This window comes from Curtobacterium caseinilyticum (assembly GCF_030363035.1).
Classification (GTDB): Bacteria; Actinomycetota; Actinomycetes; order Actinomycetales; family Microbacteriaceae; genus Curtobacterium; species Curtobacterium caseinilyticum.
The window spans coordinates 138,464-156,759 of record NZ_JAUCMN010000002.1; the positions used below are offsets into that span (position 1 = coordinate 138,464).

15 protein-coding genes are annotated in these 18,296 nt (G+C 65.7%); 9 read left to right on the plus strand and 6 right to left on the minus strand.

From position 1 onward, the window contains the following. Positions 1 to 68: 68 nt before the first annotated feature. A complete protein-coding gene (locus QUG93_RS03190) occupies positions 69 to 1,079 on the plus strand; it encodes a site-specific integrase (RefSeq protein WP_289472187.1) in 1,011 nt (336 codons plus the stop codon). A gap of 31 nt (positions 1,080 to 1,110) precedes the next feature. Here QUG93_RS03190 and QUG93_RS03195 read toward each other — a convergent pair whose 3' ends face one another. Both QUG93_RS03195 and QUG93_RS03200 read right to left on the minus strand, forming a co-directional pair. Beyond that, on the minus strand, positions 1,111 to 1,992 hold the full coding sequence (locus QUG93_RS03195) for a metallophosphoesterase family protein (protein WP_289472188.1): 882 nt from the start codon (positions 1,990 to 1,992) through the stop codon (positions 1,111 to 1,113). Between the two features lie 325 nt (positions 1,993 to 2,317). After that, the gene (locus QUG93_RS03200) at positions 2,318 to 2,677 is read right to left on the minus strand and encodes a hypothetical protein (RefSeq protein WP_289472189.1); all 360 of its coding nucleotides are present in this window, start codon (positions 2,675 to 2,677) and stop codon (positions 2,318 to 2,320) included. Positions 2,678 to 2,881: 204 nt separating this feature from the next. Between QUG93_RS03200 and QUG93_RS16010 the strand changes: the two genes are divergently transcribed. From QUG93_RS16010 to QUG93_RS03220, 5 genes are all read left to right on the plus strand, one after another. Next, positions 2,882 to 3,142, plus strand: a complete 261-nt coding sequence (locus QUG93_RS16010; protein ID WP_353067759.1) for a GIY-YIG nuclease family protein — start codon at positions 2,882 to 2,884, stop codon at positions 3,140 to 3,142. Positions 3,143 to 3,515: 373 nt separating this feature from the next. After that, positions 3,516 to 7,145: a DUF4365 domain-containing protein gene (locus tag QUG93_RS03205; RefSeq protein WP_289472190.1), complete on the plus strand. Its 3,630-nt coding sequence runs from the start codon at positions 3,516 to 3,518 to the stop codon at positions 7,143 to 7,145. A 556-nt stretch (positions 7,146 to 7,701) separates the two neighbouring features. Beyond that, a complete protein-coding gene (locus QUG93_RS03210; protein ID WP_289472192.1) occupies positions 7,702 to 8,160 on the plus strand; it encodes a hypothetical protein in 459 nt (152 codons plus the stop codon). Beyond that, entirely contained in the window at positions 8,136 to 8,831 is a 696-nt protein-coding gene (locus tag QUG93_RS03215) for a hypothetical protein (protein WP_289472193.1), read from the plus strand. Before QUG93_RS03210 ends, QUG93_RS03215 begins: the two co-directional genes overlap by 25 nt. Before the next feature lie 2 nt (positions 8,832 to 8,833). Then, positions 8,834 to 9,847, plus strand: a complete 1,014-nt coding sequence (locus tag QUG93_RS03220; RefSeq protein WP_289472194.1) for a hypothetical protein — start codon at positions 8,834 to 8,836, stop codon at positions 9,845 to 9,847. Between the two features lie 309 nt (positions 9,848 to 10,156). Here the strand turns inward: QUG93_RS03220 and QUG93_RS03225 are convergent, their stop codons facing one another. The 3 genes from QUG93_RS03225 to QUG93_RS03235 all read right to left on the minus strand — a co-directional run bounded on the left by QUG93_RS03225 (position 10,157) and on the right by QUG93_RS03235 (position 13,293). Next, positions 10,157 to 11,257 (minus strand): Rossmann-fold NAD(P)-binding domain-containing protein, encoded by a 1,101-nt coding sequence (locus tag QUG93_RS03225; protein ID WP_289472195.1) that lies wholly within the window; start codon positions 11,255 to 11,257, stop codon positions 10,157 to 10,159. A gap of 52 nt (positions 11,258 to 11,309) precedes the next feature. Then, positions 11,310 to 12,128: a hypothetical protein gene (locus QUG93_RS03230; protein ID WP_289472197.1), complete on the minus strand. Its 819-nt coding sequence runs from the start codon at positions 12,126 to 12,128 to the stop codon at positions 11,310 to 11,312. Positions 12,129 to 12,204: 76 nt separating this feature from the next. Then, positions 12,205 to 13,293: a DUF5677 domain-containing protein gene (locus QUG93_RS03235; RefSeq protein ID WP_289472198.1), complete on the minus strand. Its 1,089-nt coding sequence runs from the start codon at positions 13,291 to 13,293 to the stop codon at positions 12,205 to 12,207. A 243-nt stretch (positions 13,294 to 13,536) separates the two neighbouring features. On the opposite strand from QUG93_RS03235, the gene QUG93_RS03240 reads away from it, so the two are divergent. Beyond that, a complete protein-coding gene (locus QUG93_RS03240) occupies positions 13,537 to 14,541 on the plus strand; it encodes a glycosyl hydrolase family 18 protein (protein WP_289472199.1) in 1,005 nt (334 codons plus the stop codon). A 184-nt stretch (positions 14,542 to 14,725) separates the two neighbouring features. On the opposite strand, the gene QUG93_RS03245 is transcribed toward QUG93_RS03240, so the two are convergent. Continuing rightward, entirely contained in the window at positions 14,726 to 15,727 is a 1,002-nt protein-coding gene (locus tag QUG93_RS03245; RefSeq protein ID WP_289472200.1) for a LacI family DNA-binding transcriptional regulator, read from the minus strand. 117 nt (positions 15,728 to 15,844) lie between these two features. Here QUG93_RS03245 and QUG93_RS03250 point away from each other — a divergent pair, with 117 nt between their 5' ends. After that, a complete protein-coding gene (locus tag QUG93_RS03250) occupies positions 15,845 to 17,164 on the plus strand; it encodes a Gfo/Idh/MocA family protein (RefSeq protein WP_289472201.1) in 1,320 nt (439 codons plus the stop codon). Continuing rightward, a complete protein-coding gene (locus tag QUG93_RS03255; RefSeq protein ID WP_289472203.1) occupies positions 17,161 to 18,195 on the plus strand; it encodes a sugar phosphate isomerase/epimerase family protein in 1,035 nt (344 codons plus the stop codon). Before QUG93_RS03250 ends, QUG93_RS03255 begins: the two co-directional genes overlap by 4 nt. The last annotated feature ends 101 nt before the right edge of the window (positions 18,196 to 18,296 follow it).

The window sequence follows — 18,296 nt, forward strand, 5'->3', positions numbered from 1 at the left end:
CGGGACAGTGCGCGGGCACTCGGCGATGACCCCGGCCGCTTCGGTTCGACACCGCCCGGACCAATCGCATGAGCGAACACACGTCACCGCGAAATGCGGCACCGACAACCGCCGAGGAGCCGGAAGAAGCGTCGCCAGTCTACCGGGGCCCGCACTCGGCGACCGTTCTCGCAACCATCGATGGGTTCCCGCGTGTTCAGCAAGCTGTGCTCTGGGAGGCGCAGCACATCGAGTTCGTCCGCAACGCTGTCCGCGCAGTCGACCCCAAGACCCCGAAAACCGCCTACAAGCTCCTCACTGCCCTTGCCGGCTTCACCACCTGGGCGCTGGGGCAGGACCTTCCCCTCGCACCCGATCGCGTCCTCACCCCAGACCGCGTCGACGAGTACCTCTCAACCGGACGCCGACGTGACCTTGCACCAGGCACCCGCGCGACGCTGCGCACGCAGTTACGTCGCGTCGCGCGGGCTACCACCCGCACGGCCCCCTGGCCCGCCGAGACCGATCACGCTTACCTGCGTCCAAACCGCTTCCTTCCGCCATATTCCCCGGCGCAAATTGAGCACTACTGGGACGCTGCATTGCTGCAACCGACCGTACGGCTGCGGCAATACATGATGTGTCTTCTGATCTTCGCGCACGGGGCGGGGCTCCGCAGCATCGAGATTCGGGCACTCACCGCTGCGGACATCACCCCAGGCGCTTCGGAAGAGGTCGGATGGCTGGTTCATGCCCGCCCACGGGGGACTGATCGGGGGAGGACCGTCCCGATCCTCCGCCGCTACGACCGAGCCGTAGCTCAGCTACGGATCGACCGACCGGCGGGAGCTCTCGCAGGACGATACAACGACGACCCAGACGATCCGCTGGCAAAAATCCGGGGGCAACTGCGACTCCCGACTTCCTTGCCGCCGCTGGATCCTCGGCGACTTCGGAACACCTGGTTGTGCGAGCATCTCGACAGAGGTGTGGCGCTCCTCCCGCTCCTTCAAGCAGCGGGAGTGAGAAGCTTGCGTGTCAGCGAGATGCTGCCCTACCTGCGGGAGGTCAACGCAACCGCCCGCCTTGCTGGCAACTAGCTACTGCGACTGAGACCGTCGGTCTAGTCGGTCACGATGAGCCCAGGTCGGTAGTTGGGGACTCAGGCGCTGCGAGCCATCGAACGTTCAGGTCCGAAAGCCTGAGCGCTATGAGATTGCCCGCCTGCTGATTCTGGTTCAACGAGTACACCGAGCGGCCATCACCGTGGTGCCCCTCGGCCTGTAGGTGATGGTGTCCGTGGAATAGCAGTTGTGGGCGGACACCCTCCCACAGCTCGGTGATGCGCTGACGTCCCTGGCCCGTGTACACGTCATCCTCGACGTTTCGGAGTGGGCGGCGCGCAAGCAGCGCGTCAACGCGTTTCGTACCCCCGACCGGTGCTTCATGGGTCAGAACAATGTCGGCGCTGCCACCGAGGACGCTTGCCGCCACCTCGGCGGCGGTCGGCATCTCACGGGGCCACCAGGCGCGCCCCTCCGCCTCGGGCGGTCGCCGAATCGAACCGGCGCCGCCAAAGGAGAGCACGCTGCGCCCTCCGACGCGGAACCGAAAGCCGCGCGGCAGGGCCCACACTTGTTCAGCCAGCTGGGTGGGCGTGCCCGCGGCGAAGTCAGAACGGGAGTCCAAGCGTCCCCAACTGTCGTGATTGCCCGGGGTGATCAAGATGCGGAAACCCCGTACCGCAGCGAGTTCGGCGGCTTTTCGGAGAAACCGCTTGGCGCCTCGCGAACCGGAACCAATGGAAAAGTCACCGAGATGGAGCATCGTCGTCGGTCGAGCAGCATGCGGCGGGAAGTGCGCGTCAAGTACCGCCGGGATCACGCTCGTTATGTGTATGAGGTCGGAATGCCAGTCACCCGCGACCAGGATCAGTTCCTCGGTACTGTCCGCGTCAAATGCATGCGCTGGGCGGTAGATTGGCGCCGAGTCGAATGATCGCCCGTCCGGCATGATGCACCTCCTCCTAAAAGCCATCAAAGCACATCGCTGGTCTGCAAGACAGCCCGCTCCGTTAGAGCTCGTGGAACGCGAGTAACGTACGCGGATAGGCCGCCGGAGAACGCGCGTATACAATACGCAAGTGCGACCCAAGTACGCACACAGCGTAGGCTAGCTATCATCTCTCACGGGCGAATGCACATTGCCTGCTAGTCAAATCTCCGCGGATGGCGGCGATGCCCATGCTCTCGTCGGCGCACCCCACGGGAGAGCGTTGATCTCCTCAACAGCTCATGATGGCGGCCGATGGGAGGCCCCCGCGCCCCAGGATGATTCGTCACATCGCCGTTGCGTCGACCGTCATCGAGATCGGCGCCAGGAAGTAGGGGAGCGACATCGGAAGCGGCAGATCGAACGTCGCCGACGCATCCGATAGAGCCGGAGGCAACCACTCGTCGTAGACCGCCGGGTACATGGTGGCGTTCGAGAAAGGATCCAGTACCTCTGCTCGTACCACGATCCTCAGCCCACGTTCCGCGACCGCAGCCGGAAGCGCATCGAGCACGACACGGAACGCACCGCCGCCCGGCTTCAACCCAGAAACCACCTCCACTCCGCTGACCACGAGATCATCGTGGGCTGCGACATCGACAGGGAAGGGCACCTGAGAGGCAGCAACGAAGCCAGTGAGCATCATGCTTGGACACTAAGGGTCCGCCCCGCGCATCGCTAGGTGAGCCCATCAACACCAGCTGCTTTCGGTGCGCCCAGCCGGCTCCTCAGCTCCCCGGCCGCTACCGTCCAGCCACGAACTCGCCACGCGTGCCTAGGCCGCGCACACGCACTCGACGCGGCAATCCTTCGCCATCACAGCGGCAGAAACTGTCCCCGTAAATTAAGGGTGTACGCCAATTGGGGCGACGAGCCAGCGTGGCGCCAGCTGAGCCTCACCTTTCACGACTCTACACCGCTCTACATTGGCAAAGCCAAACGCACTCTCCGCGGACGAGAGATTAACATTCACTTCGATGCAGGCAGCGGCACGGCCTCAAAGACGGGCTCCTCCACCGTCCGACGATCGTTCGCCGCACTGTTGGCTGCAACACTCGATCTGCGCGGCGTCCCGAGGAACACGCAGCGGCCCAGTCAATTTGCGCACTAGGCGCTGGACCCGCACGATGACGCGAAACTCACCGCCTGGATGCACGAGCACCTGACCCTGTCCGTGTGGCCCTACCCACCGGACGCAACAGCACGGCTCACGGACGTCAAAACTGTGCTCATCCATAAGAGGGATCCCCCATCAACATCGACAAAGCGCCAACCAGCCGAGCAGCCCGCTCCATGCTCGCGGCGCAAGCTGCCCGATGGCAGCGCCACGAGTAACTGCTCCTTATGCGCCTCACGACCGCGCGCGAGTCGCGACCCGGCTGGTCCGTCACAGGCGACGATGTGCGACCGGGTGCGTCCGCGGTCGACGTTAGGCTGCCCACATCCGATCAGGTGCTCTGCACCTTCCCGGCTGGAGGGCAACGATGACGCAGGCAACAGATCTTCTCGCGCAGCGCGGCGTCAATCTGCTTGCGCAAGCGGTCATGAAGCGCGGATGGATCTTCCGAGAGACAAGCGCAATCGACCAGGGCATCGACGGGCAGATCGAGATCGGCACCGACGGCATCGGCGAAGGGCAGCTCATCGCCGTGCAAGTGAAGACGGGACCGTCCTACTTCAGTGAACCAACCGCTAGTGGATGGCGGTATCGGCCCTCACAACGTCACGCCACCTATTGGACGCAGGGAACCCTGCCGGTGATCCTGGTGCTCGTTGACCTCGATCGGGATGAAGCATTCTGGCAAGAAGTCACTCCCGCCGCGTTGCGCGGCACCGGGAAGGGCGTCGCGATCGACGTCCCCGAGACACACTCCGTCCGACACGAGTCAACCTGGAATCGTCTCGAGGAACTCGCGCGCTGGAGCGCCGAGTACAGAACCTTCACTGACGACCTCACGAAGCTTCCGCCGGTTGCCGCTCACCGTCTCCGCGACGCGGAGCAATACGATCGGCGCAGTGCAGAACGACTCACCAGGCTGCTGTCCACAGCCGACAACCCGGCAGCAATCTGCCGGTCCCTCGCCGATCAGCCGCCACATTGGCTCACCGCTCACGCCGCCCCACTGTGGGCAGCGATCGCCGGCTACGCAGAAGAGCACGGCCTGTGGGATGACGCTCGTCGCACGCTCGAACGGATCGGGACGGGCAGCGATCGCGACGCCGCGGACCGCGCCAATATCCGGCTAGCAACCCTCGAGATGGACAACAGTCCAAAGCAAGTAGTCCGCATCCTCGACCGTCTCAGCGCCGCCGCCGCCGATGGGGTGTGGGCTCGGATTCTCCGCCTCTGGGCTGAGGAACCTGAACACGGGGAGCGAGCCTTCGACGCCGTTGATCTCACCACTCCCGAGGCGCTGGAGAACATTCATATCCTCGCGATGCGCGCAGAATTCGCCTACCGCGCCGGCAATGTCAACGACGCAGTGCGATACGCGAACGACGCGCTCCGCCGAGCACCGTTCAGCAGCCCCACGATGCGGATGCTGGCACAATTTCTCCTTGCCCGGTCCCGAACAGTGCACGCCGAACGCACCGACGTAGCGCAGGCAATCGACGCGTTGCAGGCAGCGGTCGATCAACGGCGGTCCTGGCATGGCAGCACCGCCGGCTACCTCGACCTCCTCGCGCGCCTGTACGGGCTGAACGGACGCAACGACGCGGTCCTCCGTCTGTGCTGCCTTCCCCCGGTCGGACAAGCGCACCCTGAAGAAGCAATCCGGCCAGAGGTCGCGCAGATGGCCATGGCGGCGGCGACCAACCTGGGCCGGTGTGATCTTCGGCCAGCGATCATCGGCGCAGTCGGCGATCGTGACGCCGCTCGACGTATCGAACTCACGTTCGAGCCTGCCCCACACGGAAGCGATCAGTACGTGGCGTACTGGGTGGAACAGCTCGACGCTGCTGTCCGCGGCGGTGAAATCGCTCAGGCGTTCGACATTGTTCAAGAGCTGGCCTGGGCCGGACAAAATCACACCCTCGCGTTGCAACCATTCGTCGACGCGGGCCAGATAGAGGCCACCCTCGTCGAGATTGTGGGCGCTGACGCCGACGCGGTAGCAGGGAAGCCCGGCGGTCGAGCGCACCTCCGAAGACTCGCCCGTGAGCGACTGGAAGCAGCCTCCAACCTCGTGATCCTCCACCAGCGCGAAGGCAAGCTGGCTGAGCTGTGTTCGGTGGCACGAGCCGCGGCGGTGCGGTTCGACACAGTCGAGCTGGTCGACCTCGAAGTGAAAGCGCTTCTCCACCTCGGCCGTATCGATGACGCCGCGACCGTGGCTTCGGGCGCGTTGCAGACCGGACGGGTCGTTCCCGAGGTACGTCCGACGTTGCACCGCGCGCTCGCCCAACGCGCTGCCGCCAAGGGACAGTGGGGCGCCGCCGAAGCTCACTATCTCGATTCGCGAGCTGAACAGCCGGTCCTCGCGGTCGAGGACGCTTGGAATCTCGTCCTCGTCCGGCTGCGCCTTTACCGATACGACCGAGCAGCCGAACTCATCGATGAAGAACGCCTTGAGCCCGCCACGGACTACCAGGCTGAACTCTGGCTGTCCGCACGTATGGCATCCGAGTGGCAACTCGCGGACGCGCGCACCGCAATCCGTGCCGCCGAAGCGCATTCCGACCAGCAGATCGCGGCGACGCTCACGTCTAATGTGGTCACTCGAGTCGACCTCAGCGACGCAGGTTGGGACGAAGTCGAACCTGGCGCAGCTTCCTCGTGGCGAGACCGTTTCGTAGCGCTGGTCACGCAGCATGCAACGTCAACGGAAGGAGCACCGCTTCGCCCGGTCCCGAACCTGTCGGAAGAACTTGCTGCGGCCACGGATCAAGCGCAGCAAGATCAGGAACGTCGGCGCCGCGTGCAACGGACGCTCCGACGCGGAGCCCCCATCGGGTTCGTCGCGGACGCCGAACGCGAGCCCTACAGCGCCTACTACGACCGAACATCACTACCGGGGTACCCGGTCGGTGCCGGCGACGACGACACCCACCAAACCGAAGTCACCGTTGCACGCGATGCGCTCGACGAAGCCGTCGTCGTCGACGCCTCAGCGCTGATCATCGGCCACCGACTTGAGCGGTGGGCAGAACTGCGCAGCTTGTTCTCGTCGGCGCTCGTAACCCCGTCCGTAGTCCACGATCTGTTCGCTTCCGCCAACAACCGCCGGCTCGACGCTCATAATGATGGTGTCCTTGCGTACGACCACCGAATCGGCGGAATGATCTGGATCGACAATACGGAGGCGCAGCGGGTCAAGTGCCGTTCTGATGCGAGTCTCTACGCCGGAATCGTGAACGCGCTCGACATCGACTCTCGAGAACTCACCGCCACCCTCAAGCTCCCCACCGACGACCCTGCCCCCTGGTCGGATGCGCTGCTGCTCGCTGCTCAGCGCGATGCGCCGCTGTGGTCTGATGACGCCGGTCAACGGGCCATAGCGCGCCAACTCGGCATCGCCGCATTCGGTACTGACGCCGTTCTCGAAGCCGCAGCCGAAGCACAACCCCACCCAACCACGACCGATCACTACAAACTGGACCGCGACAACCGCCTCTCTCTGATCAGCCTCGGCGCCACCGGCATCGCCCTCAGCCGGGAGGAGTTCAACGAGCTTGGCGAGGCCGAAGCCTGGTCCGGTACGACTGCGGCACCACAGATGTCTCGCCCAGCATGGTGGCTCGCCACCAAGAGACCATTCCAGTGGCTTCAACACGCTCTCACCGGCGCAGCTGCTCACCAGGAACCCGAAGCTCTCGCGCGGTGGGAGTTGTGCGCCAGCGAAGGACTCGCGACCGTCACCATCGGAGGAAACACCTCACCCATCGTCCACATCGCTGTGGTCCTTGTCATGAGTTGGACGGCGAACCCGGACCCGCAGCGGCTGGAAGGAATGCTGCAACGTGCTCGAGCGGTGGCGTGGATCTACGGAGGTGGTGACCCGGCGAAGAAGGTTCTGACGGCCGCAACACTCCTCGGTGGCGCCTCGCTATCCACGGACTACCTTCCGCACGCCACGACTCTCTTCAGCGCCATCACCGCCGCGAAACTCTGACATCGTCAGCACTTCGAGGACTGCGTTCTGTCGCTCGTAGGGGGGATCAAACTGCCGTGGGTACTCGTCAAGGATTGTGGTGGGCGCTGCGGCGTGTGCAGCAGCGCTCATACGGAACATCCCATTATTCAGCGCAATGCGCGCGTGGGCGGCATCGCAGACGCGCGAAGGAGGCCACATCCCGCTCGTCGGATTAGCGTGCCCGCTTGATTGCTACACGAAGAGGCGGGTAAGCGCCTGCAGATTTTCCCAGATGGAGGGTTCTCACCCAGCAGGCGGTCACAGCGCTGCCGGTGCTGCAGGCGACTGTGCCGGCCGGCGGCCACAACGGCCTGCGGTCGATTGATATGTCGTTCACCTACGTCTGAGAATCATCGAAGAAACATAGACCAGGCAATTTTTCTTGTACCGCCCAAAGATTCGAGGGGGACTCTGGACCAGTACGGGCCACTCCACCGCCGGTGTACCGGCCGTCGGGTAACGGACGTGAGGTGAACTTGACACGCGCGGCGCGATCAGGGTTTTCCCCGGGACACTAGGAGATGACAGGGGTTCGATGCAGTATATGTTCGTGGTCAGTCAGGCAGTGCTTCAGCGCGAGGGGGACACCGCTGCTGTTCGCCTGCCGAGGGGCACGGGAGAGCACCCGGGGAGCGCGGAGAGCTTTCACCTTGGGTCCCAGGACCTGATCCGCCTCGCTGGATTCGCTCAGGAAAACGGCTTCCAAGTGTCGCAGTTCTTCGTCGCGGACCCGTACCTTTCTCCGCTCGATAGCGAGGAAGAGCGGTTTATCTCGGAGCGCATGATCCAGCTGCTCAACACCTATGGAGCACGCGAATTACGTAGTGCCATGGAAGATGAGTTCGACGGTTTTTACGTCGTCGGCGTGGCCCTGATTTCCAAGCGTTCTGGCATGCGCATAACGGTTCGTCGACGCGGTTTTGTCGACACATCAATCGTCGAAGAAGCGGAGAGCTTGCTTACTTCGGCGTGGAAAGAGCGAAGTCTGAGGTGAAAACCAGATGGGGGGTCATCGCTTCTGAATCAGCGAAAGTCGCGGTCTTAGTTTGGGTTGTTTCTTTTCTGGACCCGTTTGTAGAGCAGGTTCTACCGAAGCTCGGGCTGGGATTTCGATATCTGCTTAGCGCGCTTGTAAGTGCCTTCGTGTTGGAGGTCGTGCTCCAATTAGTTTTCGGCTGGCCGAAACTCACAATAAGGTGGGTTGAACAAGGTGAGCCCGTAGTTCCCAGGCGTGAACTGATCGCTCGGATGACCTTGCGTAAGAAGGTTACCGGGGTGATGCGTCTGAATGTCACTGCCTCCAGCGATGGATGGTTGGGGCACTTTCTGCTCCGCCTGCTCGTCGGTGGGGAATCTGTTTTGCGTGTTGAGCTGAACGAGTCGTCATTGCGTCCGTTTGTCGACGGTAGCTCTGAGCAAAATGAGGCTGACACTGTGGTCCCCAATGATGGAACTCACGGATTCGATGTTGACCTCGGCTCCGTCCCGAGGCGCGCCGGCGAGTGGCATTGGGCGCGCGTTCGCTGGGAAGCAGACGCAATACCGGATGACGTGCCGTTCAACATATATCTAAGCCTGCATCATGAGTCCCGAGTACGACGGCTGCTGATGATGTTTGTTATCAAATCGTCCAACGTCCGCCTTTTACGCGTCATTAGGAAATAGGTATGCCGACCATTAGTGCATCGTCGGTTAAGGTGCAGCCCGTCATGAGTTCATCAAAGATGAGTCTGTCTGAGATTCGTCAAGAGATGATGGTCCGCCGCCCGGACTTGAGCGCACACGCTGGGGGATGGGCAAGCAACGACGACGCGCAGTCGAATATTGGTCTACCTAACGTAGCCCCGCCGGTGTCGGATCCCGAGATTGTGCAGTCGAACGGCGTTGTGCCCGAAACTCTTCGCGCGCGTTTCTATTATTGGAAACCAGCACCGGCCGGACTGCAACAGCAGCAGTCAAATCTTAGCCAGCATCTCGTCCGGCGTCTCGATGCCATTGATGTGATCCTTCACAAGCCGGACGCCGATCATGTAAGCATACTTGTCACGTCTCGGAGCGCGGTATTGACGCACCGGAAAGATGGCGCAGTGGTATCGCTGCAGAAAATCTTTCAGACCAAGGACTCAGCAGTGAAAGTCGATTGGCGTTCGTCCGCATTCGAGCTGTCTAGTGCTGATGTTTTTCTCTGGCTGGCCGTCCGAGTTCGTGATAATGCGCAAATTGCTCCCGAACTGAGGTTGGATTCGGTGCTTGGTATCAGTGGCACGGATTCCTTTGACCGGGTTGCCGATCTGCGGTCAGGGGTCGATTTCACCCGCCCAAATTTCTTGACGGCGGTCGCCGAATCGGACACGCTGGGACCTATCGAACTGTCGTTTGTACACACCTACGGCTCAGAGCAGAGGACTTATTCACTGAAGCTCTGGCTCGATGGTGGATTCTCGATTTATGACAGTGGTCTCCACTTTGGCGCAGTGCTCGACCTTCGAGACAAGATGATTTTAGCGACAACAGAGTTGGCGTTCCGCCTGATTCCTCGTATGAATGAGCTGTTTAAGCAATACCAAGCCTGGCCTCAGAAGAAGTTTGATGTTATTGAGGCCGCTATGGAGGAACTCGAGGATCGCTATAAGGGCTTGCGCGCCGCCCTGAATAGCAGGAAGCCGAAGTCGCGACCCTAGCTGGCTGAAGTAGCGTTCGGTCGCTTTTCCGTTATACGTTCTACGCCACCCGCCACTCCGCCATGCCCGTACCGCTCGCGTGGTTGTTCTTTCGCCTCACTCGACCATTAGTGCATCACCGATTGCTCCGCGCGAGTGGAGCCCGCGGGGACCTGCGCAAAGAGGAGACCCCGAACAATCTCACTTTCCTGGTCATGCCCCTCCAGGGGGTTCTGCCCCGGATCGGGAAGAGTGGTCATAACTCAGCGCTCGCTCGCTCCTCAGCGTCGAAGTGCCCAGGGATGGAACAGCGACTGCACGCCATCCGACTCAATAGCGCCGCCACGCTCGAAGCGCGTCGGAGAGCTTCGTCAGGAGGTGCACGACGTCTGCTTCGACCTCTGTGTACCTTGATGCACCCGAGGTCGTCGCTTCCACAAGGCCGTACGCAGGTTTGCTTGCAGCGAGTCCAGTCATGGACTTCGGAACACCGTAATGCATGGAGCGGTTGCGCAGGGAGCGCATGTTGAGGACTCGGGTGGCCTGCTCTGATTGCAGGACTGCTCTCACTTGCTGCTGGGCAGTTGAGCCGGCGTCGGCGCCAAAGCGTTCGAAGATTTGGGTGAGCGCACTCAGTGCGTGCGTGGCCACGACGAAGCGGACGCGGAAAAGGCTTGACCGGTGCGTGGTGGCCGTGGGGGCGAACACCCACAGTGCGGCGTTCACCGAGCACTCCACCATCAGTAGGAGGTCCTTCACGGACGTGGATCCGAAGTCGCGATAGGAGGTCGCGTCGAACAGGACGGCTGTCGTGTCGACGAGGCGAGGCTCAGCAACCGTTGGCAACGTGACCTGACGAATGACGGGATCGCCCATGCCGAAGGCGCGTTGAAGCTCAACCGTGCGCTGCCCCATCGTCTGCCCCAGGTTGAACGACCGTGAGTCCTCGTCAGTGGCCCACCGGTCGTTGAGGTTAGCGGCCGCCTGATAGGACGCTAATCGGGTGGAGGCAAGCGCACGCCCGTCGCTTTCCAGCAACGCGAAGTCGTTCAGTGACGAGAACGCCGCCGTGTGCTCGGCGGCAATCGATGCGAACTGGTCGAGCACGGAGTCCACAGATTTCTTGTCGTCATCGAGGAGCTTCACCGTGTGTCGAGCTGTGGCGATGTCCACGTCCCAACCTGCGGTGACGCGGTCGATGGCTCCAGGGTCAACGCGCTTCAGCTGGTCCAGTCCTTCATGGAGAACGCGTGCCACCTGCGGGAGGATTGACAACCCGACCGTCGGTTCCCAGTCCGTGCCGACCGCCGATGTCACCAACGAGGTCCACCAGGACACATCGTCGCGGAGCATCACCGCGTCCAACTCACGCCGCTGCTCAGCTGTCTCCACCACGGACTTTCGCTTGGCCTTGGCCGACTTCCCACTCACAGGTTCCATCTTGCCGCTTCAGGCGCGTCTGATTGAAGAGGTGACCACCACCTCACCCGCGACGGTTCAGCGATCCGCTCGAGAAGAGCTGGACGAGCGTCACCGAGAGGATCACGGCCGTCTCCGCCTCGCCCTGCGATGGCCTGCGGTATCCGTTCCCACCATGGCGGGACTCCTGCCCACTCCAAAGCGCTTCAGCCAAGGGGATCGCGACGTCTGTCGCACGACCCGGAAGGTCGATCGACCAATCTTGCTGAGCCTTCATGTCTCGGATGATGGTGCCGAGCGTCGTCAACGAGTTCTTCGGACTCACCACGGGCGCGGCCGCTTCTTCAACCGCCTTGACGGCCTTCTCGTACGCTTCCTCGGGATCGGGCACCCGGCCGTACGCAGCCGCCCACGCCTCGCCGAGCAGCCTCCCCGATGAGCTGCGCGAGATAGCCGCGTCGACGGCCACCTGCACGCTCTCCGGCATGCGTCGAACGAGTCCATCGCTACGGTTTCGCTTGCCGATCGTCCACGCCGATCCAGCCGCTTCAAGAATGCGGTCGAGACTCTGGGCGACCGCGCGGTTGTTTTGATGCACGACCCAGTCGGCGACGTCGAGAAGCTCTTCCTCCGGCAGCCGGTTGAAGAAGCCTGGCCAGGATGTGCCGTCGAGACGATCGACGTACGACGGCCGAAGGCGCGCAACGAGGTCGAACATCATCAGCGATTCGCGCCGAAAGTACCAAGTGTCTGTGACGCTCGATGCCCTCGCGAAGTGCGGCTTCAGGAACTCCAGGAGAGCGGGTTTCATGTAGGACGGAACACCGTCCACGAGAACCTCGCGCGTGGCGGGATCCTCGCCGCGCGGTATCCACTGCGTCATCGCGTATGCCTCAATAGCCTTCAGTGTTCGGGCGGGACTCGCCGCCGCGCCGCGCCTGGTCGGTCTCGGCTGCAGACTATCGCGAAGCAGACTCTGTGCCGTCTGGCCCCGCCGACCTTTGGCCGAGCGCTGCTTCCGCAGCGAGAATTGCCTCCTCCGCCGTCTTAATTGCTTGCATGCCTATGTCACGGAAGTGCTCGACGCCTGCGAGTAGGAAGGCCCCGGACACGTCAACACGCTGCCCGGTCACGACGCGCGAGGGCACAGTCGCGTCGAGGACGTGCAGCAGCAGGAGGGATGCAACCTCCGCGGGTAGACCAAGCCCAAGATTTGTCATGCCCGCCGAGAAGACGACTTCCTCGCCATCACGCACAATCGCGCTGTGCCATCCGTCCGAATCCGCATGTACTGGATGGCTCGCCATTGAGTAGTAGAACTCGAAGCGTGGAGACACGAGCTTCATCAGCGCGCTTATCGTGATGCGCGTCTTCGGCTTGAAGAGCGGTGCAGCCCAACCGTTCGGCTGTACGAAATCCTTCCCGTACTGCTCCGCCAGCTCATGCCGACGCGCGTCCAAGCCCACCAGCATTTCCTCATCAAGAATGTCGGTAGCTTCGCGCATCCCCGACGCAACGAGCGAGCGCGCGAATCTTGGCACCATCGCCTCGCGGTGGGTTACGAAGCGATCGACAAGCTCCGGGTGCTTGCGACCGGGGCCGCCGTACACGGCGATCACGGTGATGGTCACAGCGATCTCATGGAGCGTCCGAACGCGCGCCGTGGCGCCATCCGGGTAGCCGCCCTTGAGTAGCCACAGCACCTCCCCGAAGGTTTTCAACGCCCGAGCGCATAATCCTTTGATCACTGCGTAGTACTGCTCTTGTTGACCGTCACCAGCGTCTGCATGCAGGCCGTCCATCGCCGAAGACGCCCAATCAGCGGCATCCATCGCCTCGTCGAGCATCCGCTCCAAGAATCGGAATCCGTCCGCGTACCTGCTGCCGAGTCGGTTCCGGAATGCGTCGGCCTGATCCACGCGGTCATCGGCGGAGGCCCACATCGCATCGAGCCTGACCAGGTACGCCCTCAGCTCATCCTGCTCGACCCGCTTCGCGCGGCCCCCGAAGCTCGCCACCGGGAGCTGCTCTTTCCTGCCGTCGGTCACCCCCCGATTCTGCAGGACGCCCGGCCATTCGACGATGCCTGGCTGTTGGCTGCTCGTCGGTTCGGATGGCCACGCTGTGCCAGAAGGGCAAGCAAGGCTGTGCCAGGGACTTCCAAGCAGAGCGGGAAAGTCCCGCAGACACAGCGATCGAAGGCACTCATTAACTACCCGCACTGACCGAGACCCCCGCCGAGTGCGGGGGTCTCGTCGTCGGAGCCTCCGGCGGTCGACTACCGTTGGCGCGTGCTGCGTCGGTCTGTCCTCGTCACCGCCCTCGTCCTGGCCGGCACGGTGCTCGCGGGCTGTGCTGCGACGACCGACGACCGCCCGGTGGTCGAGGCGTACACCGAGACCGGCGACGACGCTGCCACCCGGGTCCGCGCCGCGACCGAGCACGCCGCGACGATCGGCATCGACGGGGTCACCCTGACCGAGGACGGCACCGGGCTGGACGCCCTGCCCGACGGGATCGACTCCCTCGTCCGGACGGCGACCCGCGGCGGAGCGGTACCGGAGCTGCTCGTCAGCAACTACTCCGAGTCGCTCGGTGACTTCTCGCCCGCGATCGGCACGGCGCTGCTCGGCGACGCAGCCACCCGCACGGAGATCGCCCACGAGCTCGCCGCCCTCGCCGCGGCGCACCACCTGGACGGCGTGCAGATCGACCTCGAGTCCCTGCGCGGACGGGACCGTGCCGGACTCGTCGCCTTCGCCGCCGCCCTCGAGACGGCCGTGCACGACGAGCTCGGGGACGACGCACCCGTGTCCATGGCGGTGATGGCGTCCACGTCGGCCTCGGGCTTCCGGGACACCGGTTACGACCTGCGTGCTCTCGGCGAGCACGTCGACCGCTTCGTGCTCATGACCTACGACGAGCACGGCCCGTGGAGCGAGCCGGGCACGATCGGCGCCCTGCCGTGGGCGCAGCGTGTCGTCGAGGCCGCGGAGCACGAGGGGGTGTCGGCCGACCGGATCGACCTCGGCATCGCGGGCTACGGGTACGTGTGGGGCGGTGACGAGCGTTCCGCCGACGTGGGTCAGGTGTCACCCGCCCGTGCTCGCGACCTCGCCGGCGCCGCCGCGCGCTGGTCCGACCACTCGGGGGAGTGGTCCGCGGTCCTCGACGACGGTCGCCAGCTGCACTGGTCGGACGCCCGGTCCTACCGCGCGCGGGTGGCGCTGGCGCGCACGCTCGGGCTCCACGGCGTCGCCTACTGGTCCCTCGGCACGCAGGCCCTGCCCGCCTGACGAGACCGCCCAGCCGCGCCGACGCCCAGACCAGACCCGGGCTCGCGCCGATGCGCAGGCCCGAGTTCGCGCCGTCGAGCAGGCCGGACTCCGCGCCGACGCACAGGGTCGAGGCCGCGTCGACCTGCACGCGGGCCACGCGCGGGCCGGGCCCGGCCTGGCTGCCCGGGTCCGGCGCGCCGTGTCAGCCGCGCGGCGGCGCCGTCGTCGACCGCACGACGAGGGACGGGGCCACGAGGGTCCGCATCGGGGAGGTCCCGCTGGCCGGAACGCCGAGCAACGCGACGAGCCGCTCGGCCGCGAGCCGCCCGACCTCGTCGTTGTGCGGGTCCACCGTCGTCAGGCGGAGCAGTGGCGAGGACGCGAGCGGTGTCTCGTCGTTCCCGACCACGGACACGTCCTCGGGCACGCGGAGACCGGCGTCGCGCACCGCGGCGATCGCACCCATCGCCATGACGTCGTTCGCGGCGAACACCGCCGTCGTCTCGGGGTGCTCGGCCAGTGCGCGGCGGGTGCCCTCGTACCCGGTCGACTCGGCGGTCGGACCGCCGCCGTAGACGAGCGGCGCGGATCCCGACGCGACCATCCGCTCGACGGCGGCTGCGCGCCGGGCGGCAGCCGGGCCTCCCGAGCCGGTGACGTGGACGATGTGCCGGTGACCCAGCGCGAGGAGGTGGTCGGTCGCCAGGCGGCCGCCTGCGGCCTCGTCGGAGGCGACGACGTCGAGGCCCGCGGGCACGGTGACCCGCTCACCGGCGACGACCACGGGGGTGTCCGGCGGGACCACGGAGTCGGCGACGCCCTCGGCGGCGAGGAGGACGCCGTCGACGCGCAGGGCGAGCAGGTCGTCGAGCGGAGAGGTACCGAGGTGTGCGTTCGCCTGCGTGTCCGCCAGGGTGAGCCGCAGCCCGTGCGGTGCCAGCGCCGCCCGGACGCCGTCGAGCATCGGCACGAACCACGGGTTGCGGAAGTCGTCGACGACGATGCCGACCGTGCGGGTCCGGGTGCCGGCGAGGATCGCGGCGGCGCGGTTCGGCCGGTAGCCGAGTTCCTCGGCGGCAGCGAGCACGGCGGCACGGCGCGCGGCCGAGACGCCCGGGTCGTCGCGCATCACCATCGAGACGAGCGACTTCGACACCCCGGCCCGGGCGGCGACGTCGATGATCGTCGGCGGACGGTGCGGCACGGAGGCTCCGATCGTACGGCAGGGCTTGACAGGACATGGTCGCCTGCGGCTACAGTCTAGTGCGCTCTGGAACGTTCCAGAGCAAACACCAACACCACGTCTCGAAGGAGAGCACGCATGGTCGACAGCATCGGTGTCGCCGTCATCGGCGCCGGCATGGCCGGGAAGGCGCACGCAGCAGCGTGGCGCAACGCTCCGTCCCTCTTCGCCCCGACACTGCCGCCCGTGCGGCTCGTCTCGGTGTGCGACGCGTACGAGCCCGTCGCCGAGGAGTCCGCGCGACGCTTCGGCTACGAGCTGCACGACACCGACTGGCGGGCCGTCGCCGCAGCGGACGACGTCGACGTCGTGAGCGTCGTCGTCGCGAACCACCTGCACCGCGAGGTGGTCGCGGGACTGCTCGACGCGGGCAAGCACGTGCTCTGCGAGAAGCCCCTGTCCGACACCCTCGACGACGCCCGGGCGATGGCCGACGCGGCCGGTCGAGCGGCTGCCCGTGGGCTCGTCGCCCGCGTAGGGTTCACCTACCGTCGGGCCCCCGGACTCGCGGCGATCGAGCAGCTCGTCGGCGACGGCACCCTCGGCCGCGTCCTGCACGTCTCGGGTCGGTACTGGACGGACTACGGCGCCTCGCCCGACGTCCCGACCTCGTGGCGCTTCACGGGTGCTCCGGGCACCGGTGCGCTCGCCGACGTCGGCTCGCACCTGACGTACGTCGCGGAGTTCCTCGCCGGTCCGGTCCGGAGCGTCAGCGGCGGGACCTTCACGACGGCGATCACCGAGCGTCCCGTCGCCGCGGGCTTCGCGCTCCGCGGCCAGGACGTCCCGCTGACCGGCGAGCGTGCGGCGGTCGGCAACGACGACTACGCCACGTTCTCGGCGCGGTTCGGCGACGGCTCCGTGGTCGGGTCGCTCGAGGTGTCCCGCGTCGCCGCCGGCCACCCGAACGGTCTCGTCGTCGAGGTCTTCTGCGAGCACGGTGCCGCGCGCTGGGACCAGGAGCGGCCGTCCGAGATCGGCCTCGCGCTGCAGTCCGACGGGCCGCGCACCGGCGGGTACCGGCAGGTCGTGCTCGGGCCGGACCACCCGTACGTCGCCGGCGGCATGGCGATGGACGCCCCGGGCGTCGGGTGGGGCCAGAACCAGATGTTCGAGTACCAGGCGCGCGCCTTCCTCGACGAGGTCGCGGGCGTCGCCGACCCGCTGCCGCGCAACGCCACGTTCGACGACGGCGTGCACAACATGGAGGTCCTCGACGCCGTGGCGCGGTCCGCCGCGGCCGGCGGGGCGACCGTCACCGTCCCCGCCGCGAGCGGCGCGACCGCCACCGTCCCCGCCGCGAGCGGCGCGAAGAGCCGCCCCACGACCGGCGGCACGCCGAACACCCCGGCAACTCCTGCCACGACCACCCCCGACACCCAGGAGCAGCACGCATGAAGCTCGGTCTCTACAACGCGGTCTTCCACGACCGGCCCCTCGCCGACGCGCTCTCCGCGATCGCCGCGAACGGCCTGACCGGCATCGAGTTGAACACCGGCGGGTTCCTGCCCCCGGTGCACGTGCCCGACATCGACGCGATCCTCGAGGACGACGACGCCCGCGACGCCTTCCTCGCGCAGTTCGACGGCACGGGGGTGGCGATCGCCGGGCTCAACTGCAACGGCAACCCGCTCCACCCCGACCCCGCCATCGGTCCCGCGCACGCCGAGGACGTCCGGCGCAGCATCCGACTCGCGGCCCGTCTGGGACAGACGCGCGTGGTCACGATGTCCGGCCTGCCCGCGGGGGAGCCCGGCGGCACGCGGCCGAACTGGATCGTCAACGCGTGGAACTCGGCGGCGCTCGACGTGCTCGAGCACCAGTGGAGCGTGGCCGTGCCGTTCTGGCAGGAGGTCGACGCCCTGGCGCGGGAGCACGGCGTGCACGTCGCGCTCGAGCTGCACCCGCAGAACCTCGTGTTCAACGTCGCCACGATCCGCGAGCTCGTCGAGCGCGGTGGACTGACGAACGTCGGCGTGGAGCTCGACGCATCGCACCTGTTCTGGCAGCAGATGGACCCGGTCGCCGTGGTCCGGGAGCTCGGTCCGCTGGTCCTCCACGCAGCGGCGAAGGACGTCCGGGTGAACCCCGCGGTCGCGCTGAACGGCGTGCTCGACAACTCCTTCCGACGGCTGTCCCCCGAGGAGCCGCGGACGAACCTCGGCGGCGACGAGTGGGCGAACGCATGGCCGTCGCCCTCGTCGTGGGACTTCGTCGCCCTCGGCAAGGGGCACCCGACGGAGTACTGGACGGCGTTCCTGCGGGCGCTCCACGAGGTGGACCCCGACATGCTCGTCAACATCGAGCACGAGGACACCGAGCTGGGGCGCGAGGAGGGGGTCGCGGTCGCTGCGGAGGTCCTCCTCGCCGCCGAGGCGGCGCGCGTCGCGGGTGACGCGCCGGGTGGCACGGAGCGACCCGCGTCCTGAGGTGACCGAGACCGGACGGGAGGCACGGTGCGGGCCCGCACCGCGCCTCCCGTCCGGCCGGTGGTCACGTGGGCACCCGTGCCTCCCGGATGACCGGTGAC